The organism is Streptomyces ruber, from assembly GCF_014648075.1.
Classification (GTDB): domain Bacteria; phylum Actinomycetota; class Actinomycetes; order Streptomycetales; family Streptomycetaceae; genus Streptomyces; species Streptomyces ruber.
In genome coordinates, this window is record NZ_BMQK01000011.1 from 224,390 (window position 1) to 234,999 (window position 10,610).

General features: G+C 70.8%; 8 protein-coding genes. 7 read left to right on the forward strand and 1 reads right to left on the reverse strand.

From position 1 onward, the window contains the following. Positions 1-8 precede the first annotated feature (8 nt). A complete protein-coding gene (locus tag IEZ04_RS22930; RefSeq protein WP_189218835.1) occupies positions 9-722 on the forward strand; it encodes a glycoside hydrolase family 12 protein in 714 nt (237 codons plus the stop codon). 82 nt (positions 723-804) lie between these two features. On the opposite strand, the gene IEZ04_RS22935 is transcribed toward IEZ04_RS22930, so the two are convergent. Further along, positions 805-1,818: a LacI family DNA-binding transcriptional regulator gene (locus IEZ04_RS22935; protein WP_189218836.1), complete on the reverse strand. Its 1,014-nt coding sequence runs from the start codon at positions 1,816-1,818 to the stop codon at positions 805-807. Positions 1,819-2,151: 333 nt separating this feature from the next. Between IEZ04_RS22935 and IEZ04_RS22940 the strand changes: the two genes are divergently transcribed. From IEZ04_RS22940 to IEZ04_RS22965, 6 genes are all read left to right on the forward strand, one after another. Beyond that, positions 2,152-4,089, forward strand: a complete 1,938-nt coding sequence (locus tag IEZ04_RS22940) for an acyl-CoA dehydrogenase family protein (protein ID WP_189218837.1) — start codon at positions 2,152-2,154, stop codon at positions 4,087-4,089. A 121-nt stretch (positions 4,090-4,210) separates the two neighbouring features. After that, positions 4,211-4,735: a hypothetical protein gene (locus IEZ04_RS22945; protein ID WP_189218838.1), complete on the forward strand. Its 525-nt coding sequence runs from the start codon at positions 4,211-4,213 to the stop codon at positions 4,733-4,735. A 56-nt stretch (positions 4,736-4,791) separates the two neighbouring features. Then, on the forward strand, positions 4,792-7,575 hold the full coding sequence (gene secA, locus IEZ04_RS22950) for a preprotein translocase subunit SecA (RefSeq protein ID WP_189218839.1): 2,784 nt from the start codon (positions 4,792-4,794) through the stop codon (positions 7,573-7,575). 62 nt (positions 7,576-7,637) lie between these two features. Then, on the forward strand, positions 7,638-8,909 hold the full coding sequence (gene dxr, locus IEZ04_RS22955; protein WP_189218840.1) for a 1-deoxy-D-xylulose-5-phosphate reductoisomerase: 1,272 nt from the start codon (positions 7,638-7,640) through the stop codon (positions 8,907-8,909). Beyond that, a complete protein-coding gene (locus IEZ04_RS22960; protein ID WP_189218841.1) occupies positions 8,906-10,210 on the forward strand; it encodes a M50 family metallopeptidase in 1,305 nt (434 codons plus the stop codon). Before dxr ends, IEZ04_RS22960 begins: the two co-directional genes overlap by 4 nt. A gap of 229 nt (positions 10,211-10,439) precedes the next feature. Next, a partial coding sequence (locus tag IEZ04_RS22965; RefSeq protein ID WP_189218842.1) for a flavodoxin-dependent (E)-4-hydroxy-3-methylbut-2-enyl-diphosphate synthase occupies positions 10,440-10,610 on the forward strand: 171 nt, incomplete at its 3' end.

Genomic DNA, 10,610 nt, shown 5'->3' on the forward strand with positions numbered 1-10,610 from the left:
GGAACACCATGGCAACCCGCACCCTCGGCAAGGCCGTCAAGGCCCTGCTGGCCCCCGCCCTCGCCCTCGGCGCCACCGTCGGCCTCGCCTCCGCCCCCGCGCAGGCCGCCGTCTGGAACACCTGCGACCAGTGGGGCAACACCACGCTGAACGGCTACATCCTCTACAACAACATCTGGGGCTCCGGCGCGGGCAGCCAGTGCGTCTGGGCCAACTCCGGCACCAACTGGGGCGTCTGGGCGAACCACCCCGACACCGGCGGCATCAAGTCGTACCCCAACTCGAAGAAGATCATCAACAAGCCGATCTCCTCGATCTCCTCGCTGACCAGCAGCTACAACGTCACCGTCCCGTCGGCGGGCGCGTACAACACGTCGTACGACATCTGGGACACCGACTACGACCACGAGATCATGCTCTGGGTCAACCACAACGGCGCCGTCGGCCCGCTCGGCACCTCGCAGGGCACCGTCACCCTCGGCGGCCACACCTGGAACGTCTACAAGGGCGACAACGGCGCCAACCAGGTCTACTCGTTCCTGCGGACCTCCGACTCGACCTCCGGCACCGTGAACATCCTCCCGATCCTGAAGTGGATCAAGGACACCAAGGGCTGGATCGGCAACGAGACCATCGGGGACGTGCAGTTCGGCTACGAGATCACGTCGTCCAACGGCGGCCTGGACTTCCGGACCGACAACCTGACGGTGTCCTCCAGCTGAGGCCTCGGCGCCGGCCGGGCCGGACGAGCAGCACGGACGGGAGGCGATCGCCGTCGACCGGTGGCTCCCCCGTCGGAGGGGCTCAGGACCCGCTCGGCGCGGGCCCTGAGCTCGCCCGCACCGTCAGCCGCGGCGCGAGCAGCACGATCTCCTCGTCACCGTGTCCCTCCAGCTTCGCGACCAGGTGCTCCACCGCGCGCCGGCCCATCTCCTGCGCGGGGATGGAGACCGCGGTGAGCCGCACCGACGCCTGGGTGGCGACCTGGTCGGGGCAGACGGCGACCACGGACACGTCCTCGGGCACGGCGCGCCCCTGCTGGCGCAGCAGGGCGAGCAGCGGCTCGACCGCGTTCTCGTTCTGCACCACGAAGCCCGTGGTGCCGGGGCGTTCGTCGAAGATCCGGGCGAGGGTGAGGGCCATCGCGTCGTACCCGCCCTCGCAGGGGCGGTGCAGCACCCGCAGCCCCAGTTCGCGGGAGCGCGAGCGCAGTCCGTCGAGGGTGCGCTCGGCGAAGCCGGTGTGCCGCTCGTAGACGGCGGGTGCCTCGCCGATGACGGCGATGTCACGGTGTCCGAGCGCCGCCAGATGCTCGACGCACAACGCGCCCGTCGCGGAGAAGTCCAGATCGACGCAGGTCAGTCCGGTGGTGTCGGTGGGCAGCCCGATCAGCACCGACGGCCGGTCCGTCTGCCGCAGCAGCGGCAGCCGCTCGTCGTCCAGCTCGACGTCCATCAGGATCATCGCGTCGGCGAGTCCGCTCCCCGTGACGCGGCGCACCGCGTCGGGGCCCTCCTCGCCGGTGAGGAGCAGGACGTCGTACCCATGGGCGCGGGCCGAGGTGGCCACCGCGATGGCGATCTCCATCATCACGGGCACGTACATGTCCCTGCGGAGGGGAACCATCAGCGCGATGATGTTGGACCTGCTGCTCGCCAGGGCCCGGGCCCCCGCGTTCGGGTGGTAGCCGAGCTCCTGGATGCTCCGCTCGACCCGCTGCCGGGTGCCCGCGGAGATGGACCGCTTGCCGCTCAGGACGTAACTCACCGTGCTCGCCGAGACTCCTGCGTGCTGGGCGACCTCGGCGAGGGTGACCATCCGGCTCTCCAAGCGGTTGTGAAGCGCTTCGACAGATGCGCGTCGTGGGGTGGGGCGACTGAGAGTGTGTCGACAGTAACTCGACGGTCTGAAGGTGTCCATAGGCAGGGCGCCACTGTCGAAGCGCTTCGACACGTCTTGTCGGCGCACGGTCGGCGCGCGGTCGGGGCGCGGCCGGTACGGAGCGCGCCGGACCACGCGCCGTCGGCCGCCATTCGGCCGATCGCTGCACGAGGACTGGTGGCGGTGCCCGGAATCGGGTAAATACGATCGAGTAGAACCGGTGAGTAACGTACCGGCCCCAAGATCCCTATTCGCGGCGAGGTGACCCTCATGTCCGCAGCACCAGCCAAACCCCGTGTCACCGAACGTGAGGCACGCCAAGTGGCGGAGGCCGCCCGGGAGCAGGACTGGCAGAGGCCCAGTTTCGCCAAGGAGCTCTTCCTCGGCCGCTTCCGGCTCGACCTGATCCATCCGCACCCCATGCCCGCCGACGAGGACGCCCGGCGCGGTGAGCAGTTCCTCACCAAACTGCGCGACTTCTGCGAGACGAGGATCGACTCGGCCCTCATCGAGCGCGAGGCACGCATCCCCGACGAGGTGATCGACGGGCTCAAGGAGCTCGGCGCCCTCGGCATGAAGATCGACACCAAGTACGGCGGTCTCGGCCTCACCCAGGTGTACTACAACAAGGCGCTCGCCCTGGCCGGCTCCGCGAGCCCCGCGATCGGCGCCCTGCTCTCCGCGCACCAGTCGATCGGCGTACCGCAGCCGCTCAAGATGTTCGGCACCCAGGAGCAGAAGGACACGTTCCTGCCGCGCTGCGCCCGCACCGACATCACCGCCTTCCTGCTCACCGAGCCGGACGTGGGCTCCGACCCGGCCCGCCTCGCCACCACCGCCGTACCCGACGGGGACGAGTACGTCCTCGACGGCGTGAAGCTGTGGACCACCAACGGCGTGGTCGCCGACCTGCTCGTGGTCATGGCGCGGGTGCCGAAGTCCGAGGGGCACCGGGGCGGGATCACCGCGTTCGTCGTCGAGGCGGACTCCGCGGGCGTCACCGTCGAGAACCGCAACGCCTTCATGGGCCTGCGCGGCCTGGAGAACGGGGTCACCCGCTTCCACCGGGTGCGCGTCCCGGCGGCGAACCGCATCGGCCCGGAGGGCTCCGGCCTGAAGATCGCCCTGACCACGCTCAACACCGGACGCCTCTCGCTGCCCGCCATGTGCGCGGGCGCGGGCAAGTGGTGCCTGAAGGTCGCCCGCGAGTGGGCGGGGGCGCGCGAGCAGTGGGGCAAGCCGGTCGCGCTGCACGAGGCGGTCGGCGCGAAGATCTCCTTCATCGCGGCCACCACCTTCGCGCTGGAGGCGGTGGTGGACCTGTCCTCGCAGATGGCCGACGAGAACCGCAACGACATCCGCATCGAGGCCGCCCTCGCCAAGCTGTACGGCTCCGAGATGGCCTGGACGATCGCCGACGAACTGGTCCAGATCCGCGGCGGCCGCGGCTACGAGACCGCCGAGTCCCTCCGCGCCCGCGGCGAACGGGGCGTCCCCGCCGAGCAGATGCTCCGCGACATGCGCATCAACCGCATCTTCGAGGGCTCCACCGAGATCATGCACCTGCTGATCGCCCGGGAGGCCGTCGACGCCCACCTGTCCGTCGCCGGCGACCTCATCGACCCCGACAAGACCCTGGCCGACAAGGCGAGGGCGGGCGCCAACGCGGGCGTGTTCTACGCCAAGTGGCTGCCCAGGCTGGTCGCGGGCCCGGGCCAGCTCCCGCGGGCGTACGCCGAGTTCCACCCGGAGGGCCACGTCGACCTGTCCGGCCACCTGCGCCACGTGGAGCGCAGCGCCCGCAGGCTCGCCCGCTCCACCTTCTACGCCATGTCCCGCTGGCAGGGCCGGATGGAGACCAAGCAGGGCTTCCTGGGCCGGATCGTCGACATCGGCGCCGAACTGTTCGCGATGAGCGCGGCCTGCGTACGCGCCGAGCACCTGCGCGCCACCGGGGACCACGGCCGCGAGGCGTACCAGCTCGCCGACGTCTTCTGCCGGCAGGCCCGCATCCGCGTCGACGAGCTGTTCGCCCGGCTGTGGACCAACACCGACGACCTCGACCACAAGGTCGTCAAGGGCGTGCTGTCCGGCACGTACGAGTGGCTGGAGGACGGCGTCGTCGACCCGTCCGGCGACGGACCGTGGATCGCCGACGCGACGCCCGGCCCGAGCAGGCGGGAGAACGTGCACCGCCCCATTCGCTGACCTTTTCCCTTCGACTTCCCCATTCGTCTCCGTGATGCACTGCCGTCCCCGTTGCCGTCTCGCCGCTTGCCGCCGGGAAAACACGCGTCAACAATGAGCGAAGGGTGAACGGGGGCGGCACATGCGCCAGAATTCCGCGAACGGCCGGGGGATGTCCGGACAGCTCGTACGGGCCCGCCGAAAGGCACGGCACCGTCTCCGGCGGGCCGACCGGACGGGAACGCTGCGGACGGTACGCGGTGAGGTACTGCCCCTCGCCGGAGAGCTGCGCGCCGCGGCTCCCGAGGCCTTCCGGCGGCACCGTGACAGCCTGGCCGTCCTGCTCGACGAGTGCCCGCCGGCCGTGGCCGACGAGACGCCGAGACCAGCCGTGACCGGCTTCGACGGCCTCCACGTCCGCAGACTCGACGCCCGCGACGCCGACGCCCTGCCGGCCGCCGGACGCCCCGGCGAGCGACCGGTGATCCACCACCTGCTCCACGACGCGCTCGACCTGGCCGCGGACCCGGTCCTGCGCGAGGTATCCAAGGCCAACCAGCGGAGCATCCGCATTCTGCAACGGGTCAACCAGTGGATCAGGCTCCTCGCGGATATCCCGGAGGAGGAGACTCTTCCGGGAATGCCGACCGATCCGGTGCATCAGTGACCCGGTGCATCAGTGACCCGGCTTCGTGGCCGTCGGTTTCTTGGGGGGTAAGTGAAATGCCTGCTCTCGGTCTCACCTCCGTCACCGGAAAAATCATGCGCGCCGGAGAGGGCCGTGTCCTGCGCCGCCTCCAGCGCACGGCCCGGCAGGTCGCCTCCCTGGAAGAGGACTTCCGCGGGCTGGGCGACGACGGACTCCGCGCCCTCACCGACGAGTACAGGCAGCGGTACGCCGGCGGCGAGACATTGGACGACCTGCTGCCGGAGGCCTTCGCCACCATGCGCGAGGCCGCTCGCCGCACCCTCGGCATGCGCCACTTCGACGTGCAGGTGATGGGCGGCGCCGCCCTCCACCTCGGCAACATCGCCGAGATGCAGACCGGCGAGGGCAAGACCCTGGTCGCCACCCTGCCCGTCTACCTCAACGCCCTCACCGGCGACGGCGTCCATCTCGTCACCGTCAACGACTACCTCGCCCGCCGCGACGCCGAGTGGATGGGCCGCGCCTACGAGTTCCTCGGCCTGACCGTGGGCGTCATCCGCACCGGCTCCACCCCCGAGGAGCGCCGGGCCGCGTACGCCTGCGACATCACGTACGGCACCAACACCGAGTTCGGCTTCGACTACCTGCGCGACAACATGGCCTGGTCCCGGGCCGAACTGGTCCAGCGCGGCCACCACTTCGCGATCGTCGACGAGGCCGACTCCATCCTCATCGACGAGGCCCGCACCCCGCTGATCATCTCCGGCCCCGCCGACCAGGCCACCCACTGGTACGAGGCGTTCGCCCGGCTGGTGCGCCCGATGCGGGGCGTGCGCGTGCAGGAGGAGCGCTTCACCCGGCCGCAGGACAAGGAGCGGCTGCGGGGCTTGCGGGAGCGGTACGACTACGAGTACGACCCGCGCAAGCGCACGGTGGCCGTCCTGGACCGCGGCGTGGAGTACGTACAGGACCAGCTCGGCATCGACAGCCTCTACGAGTCCGACCACTCCCCGCTGATCGGCCACCTCAACAACGCCCTCAAGGCCAAGGAGCTGTTCCACCGCGACCAGGAGTACGTCGTCGTGGACGGCCAGGTCGTGATCGTCGACGAGCACACGGGCCGCATCCTCCCCGGCCGCCGCTACAACGAGGGCCTGCACCAGGCGATCGAGGCGAAGGAGGGCGTCCGGGTCCAGGCGGAGAACCAGACCCTGGCCACCATCACCCTGCAGAACTTCTTCCGCCTCTACGACAGGCTCTCCGGCATGACCGGCACGGCGATGACCGAGGCCGCCGAGTTCCAGCAGATCTACGGGCTCGGCGTGGTGCCCATCCCGACCGACAAGCCGATGGTCCGCGACGACCGGCCCGACCTGATCTACCGCACCGAGGACGCCAAGTTCGCCGCCGTCGTCGAGGACATCGGGCGGCGGCACGCCAAGGGCCAGCCCGTCCTGGTCGGCACCACCACCGTCGAGGTGTCCGAGGCCCTGTCCGAACTGTTACGCGGGCGGCGCATCCCGCACGAGGTGCTCAACGCCAAGAACCACCTGCGCGAGGCCATCGTCGTCGCCCAGGCCGGCCGCAGGGGCGCCGTCACCGTGGCCACCAACATGGCCGGCCGCGGCACCGACATCATGCTCGGCGGGAACGCCGACGCCATCGCCCTCGCCGAACTCGACGGGCTCCCCGAGGACGCCGGCGAGGAGGAGCGGCGCGCGGTCCTCGACCGCATCACCGGCCGGGTCGCGGCCGAACGCGCGGAGGTCACCGCCCTCGGCGGCCTCTACGTCCTCGGCACCGAACGGCACGACGCCCGCCGCATCGACAACCAGTTGCGCGGCCGCTCCGGCCGCCAGGGCGACCCCGGCGAGTCCCGCTTCTACCTCTCGCTCCAGGACAATCTCATGCGGCTCTTCCAGTCCCAGCTCGTGGACCGCGTGATGGCGGGAGCCGGTCTCCCCGACGACGTGCCCATCGAGAACAAGGTCGTCACCCGCGCCGTCGCCGCCGCCCAGGCCCAGCTGGAGCGGACCCACTTCGAGTCCCGCAAGGACGTCCTGAAGTTCGACGAGGTCCTCAACCGGCAGCGCACGATCGTCTACGCCGAGCGCCGCCGCGTCCTCGCGGGCGAGGACCTGCGGACCCGGATCCTCGGCTTCCTGGAGGACACCGTCCGCGCGTACGTCGACGAGGAGACCGCGGAGGGCTTCCCCGAGGAGTGGGACCTGGACCGCCTGTGGCACGCGGTGGGACAGCTCCATCCGCTCCGGCTCTCCGTCGACGACCTCGACGAGGCGGCCGGCGGCCGGGCGGAGCTCACCGCCGAGTACCTGACCGAGGCGCTCGTCCAGGACGTCCGCACGGGCTACGAGGAACGCGAGGCGGAGATCGGCCCGGCGACGATGCGCGCGCTGGAACGCCGCGTGCTCCTCGCCGTCCTGGACCGCAAGTGGCGCGAGCACCTGTACGAGATGGACTACCTGCGCGACGGCATCGGGCTGCGCTTCACCCTCGGCCGCGAACCGATCATCGAGTACGAGCGCGAGGGCTTCGACATGTTCGTGGCCATGACCGACGCCATCAAGGAGGAGACCGCCGGCTACGTCCTCAACCTGGACCCCACCGCCGAGACCTCCCCGGACCTCGCCCCGAACGGCCCCCAGGACGCCGCGCTGCACTTCACCGCCCCGACCATGGACACGGCGGAGGGCGTCGTCGAGGGCGACTTCCCCCCGGCCGGCCCCTCCGCGGACGCCCCTCCGGACGTTCCCGTGGACACCCGGGACGTTCCGTCGCCCGGCCCGTCCCGCACCCCGGCGCGCCGGTCCCAGGCCAGGCGCCGGCGCAAGCGGTAGCGGGCGCACGCGCACACCATGCCCCTGTCCCCCCGGACCCGCCGTACGGCCACAATGGGGGAATGAGCGACAGTCCTGCCCCCCTCGCAGATCCGCATCTCGTGTTCGACCCCGTCACCGGGGTCCGCGATGTCGTGATCCTCGGATCGACCGGGTCGATCGGCACCCAGGCCATTGATCTCGTCCTGCGCAACCCGGACCGCTTCCGGGTCACCGGGCTCTCCGCCGCCGGGGGGAGGGTGGGGCTGCTGGCCGAGCAGGCGCACCGGCTGCGCGTACGGACGGTGGCCGTCGCCCGCGAGGACGTCGTCCCCGCGCTGCGGGAGGCCCTCGCCGCCGTGTACGGCGCGGGGGAGCCGCTGCCCGAGATCCTCGCCGGCCCGGACGCCGCCACGGAGCTCGCCGCCTCCCCGGGCCACACCGTGCTCAACGGCATCACCGGCTCCATCGGTCTCGCCCCCACCCTGGCCGCCCTGGAGGCGGGCCGCACCCTCGCGCTCGCCAACAAGGAGTCGCTCATCGTCGGCGGCCCGCTGGTCAAGGCGCTGGCCAAGCCGGGCCAGATCATCCCGGTCGACTCCGAGCACGCGGCCCTGTTCCAGGCCCTCGCCGCCGGCACCCGCGCCGACGTGCGCAAGCTGGTCGTCACCGCCTCCGGGGGCCCGTTCCGGGGCCGTACGAAGGCGGAGCTGGCGGATGTCACGCCGGCCGACGCCCTCGCCCACCCCACCTGGGCCATGGGCCCGGTGATCACCGTGAACTCGGCGACCCTCGTCAACAAGGGCCTCGAGGTCATCGAGGCGCACCTGCTGTACGACATCTCCTTCGACCGCATCGAGGTCGTCGTGCACCCGCAGTCGTACGTCCACTCGATGGTTGAGTTCACGGACGGATCCACACTGGCCCAGGCGACGCCCCCCGACATGCGCGGGCCCATCGCCATCGGCCTCGGCTGGCCGGAGCGCGTCCCGGACGCCGCCCCCGCCTTCGACTGGAGCAAGGCGTCCACCTGGGAGTTCTTCCCGCTGGACGACGACGCGTTCCCGTCCGTCGGGCTCGCCCGGCACGTGGGACGGCTCGCGGGCACGGCTCCGGCGGTGTTCAATGCGGCCAACGAGGAATGCGTGGACGCGTTCCTGAACGGCGCCCTGCCGTTCAACTCGATCATGGAGACCGTGACCCGGGTGGTCGAGGAACACGGCACACCCGCCACGGGAACCTCACTGACCGTGTCGGACGTCCTCGAAGCGGAGACCTGGGCGCGGGCCCGGGCCCGCGAACTGACCAGGCCGGCCGAGCCGACCGAGCGGAGCACCGCGGAGGCGCGCGCATGACGACCCTGATGACCATCCTCGGCATAGTCGTCTTCGTACTGGGGCTGCTGATCTCCATCGCGTGGCACGAACTCGGCCACCTGTCGTTCGCCAAGCTCTTCGGCGTCCGGGTGCCGCAGTACATGGTCGGCTTCGGGCCCACCATCTGGTCGCGCAGGAAGGGCGAGACCGAGTACGGCGTCAAGGCCATCCCGCTCGGCGGCTACATCCGCATGATCGGCATGTTCCCGCCCGGCCCCGACGGCCGCATAGAGGCCCGCTCGACCTCCCCCTTCCGCGGCATGATCGAGGACGCCCGGGCGGCCGCGTTCGAGGAGCTGCAGCCCGGCGACGAGAAGCGCCTCTTCTACACGCGCAAGCCGTGGAAGCGCGTGGTCGTGATGTTCGCGGGCCCCTTCGCGAACCTCGTCCTCGCCGTCGTCGTCTTCGTCGGCGTGATGATGACGTTCGGCGCGAGCACGCAGACCACCCAGGTCAGCGCGGTCTCCGACTGCGTCATCCAGGCCAGCGAGAACCGCACGACATGTGAGAAGGGCGACCCGGCCGCCCCCGCCAAGGCCGCCGGCCTCAAGGCGGAGGACCGGATCGTCGCCTTCCAGGGCGAGCCCGTGAAGGACTGGTCCTCCCTCCAGGCCGACATCCGCGAGAACGGGGGCGAGCGGGTCACCCTCACCGTCGAGCGTGACGGCGAGGAGCTCGACCTCACCGCCACCCTCATCGAGAACCAGGTGGCCAAGACCGACGGCGACGGCGGCTACGTCAAGGACCAGTACGTGACCGCCGGGTTCCTCGGCTTCACCCCCGTCACCGACGTCGTCCCCCAGTCCTTCCCGCAGTCCGTGGAACGCATGGGCGACATGATCGAGAACGGTGTGGAGTCGCTGATCGCCCTGCCCGGCAAGGTGCCCGCTCTGTGGGACGCGGCCTTCGGCGACGGCCCGCGCGAGGCCGACTCGCCCATGGGCGTGGTCGGCGCGGCCCGTGTCGGCGGCGAGATCGCCGCCATGGACATCCCGCCCACCCAGCGGCTCGCGACCTTCCTGATGCTGGTCGCCGGCTTCAACCTCTCGCTGTTCCTGTTCAACATGCTCCCGCTGCTCCCGCTGGACGGCGGGCACATCGCGGGCGCGGTGTGGGAGTCGATCCGCCGCAACCTGGCCAAGGTGCTGCGCCGGCCGGACCCGGGCCCCTTCGACGTGGCGAAGCTGATGCCCGTCGCGTACGTCGTGGCCTCGGTCTTCGTCTGCTTCACCATCCTCGTCCTGATCGCGGACGTGGTGAACCCGGTACGCATCTCCTAGGCGGTACGCGTCCCACGGGCACCGCGGTTCACCGCGGGTTCACGGCGGCCGGGCACCCTGGGTGCCCGGCCGCCGTCCGTGTCGCCCACGGGCCGGCTCCAGGTCGTCCCCAGGGATTACGTTCACCGGGCGGGATGTGCTGGTGCCCGGGCCGGTGACGTAACCTCGGAGCGCGGAGCCCGCTGTTCTCCGGGACCGACCTTGATGACAACTTGGGGTTGCACAGCAGATGACTGCGATTTCTCTCGGCATGCCGTCCGTTCCGACCAAGCTCGCCGAGCGCCGTAAGAGCCGGCAGATCATGGTCGGCTCCGTGGCGGTGGGCGGGGACGCGCCCGTTTCGGTCCAGTCGATGACCACGACGCGTACGTCGGACATCGGTGCGACGCTGCAGCAGATC

Excerpts from the sequence above, each read along its gene's own strand:
- dxr (WP_189218840.1), top strand. The coding sequence starts at position 7,638 with ATGAGCGACAGTCCTGCCCCCCTCGCAGATCCGCATCTCGTGTTCGAC.
- IEZ04_RS22930 (WP_189218835.1), top strand. The coding sequence starts at position 9 with ATGGCAACCCGCACCCTCGGCAAGGCCGTCAAGGCCCTGCTGGCCCCC.
- IEZ04_RS22940 (WP_189218837.1), top strand. The coding sequence starts at position 2,152 with ATGTCCGCAGCACCAGCCAAACCCCGTGTCACCGAACGTGAGGCACGC.
- secA (WP_189218839.1), top strand. The coding sequence starts at position 4,792 with ATGCCTGCTCTCGGTCTCACCTCCGTCACCGGAAAAATCATGCGCGCC.
- IEZ04_RS22960 (WP_189218841.1), top strand. The coding sequence starts at position 8,906 with ATGACGACCCTGATGACCATCCTCGGCATAGTCGTCTTCGTACTGGGG.
- IEZ04_RS22945 (WP_189218838.1), top strand. The coding sequence starts at position 4,211 with ATGCGCCAGAATTCCGCGAACGGCCGGGGGATGTCCGGACAGCTCGTA.
- IEZ04_RS22935 (WP_189218836.1), bottom strand. The coding sequence starts at position 1,818 with ATGGTCACCCTCGCCGAGGTCGCCCAGCACGCAGGAGTCTCGGCGAGC.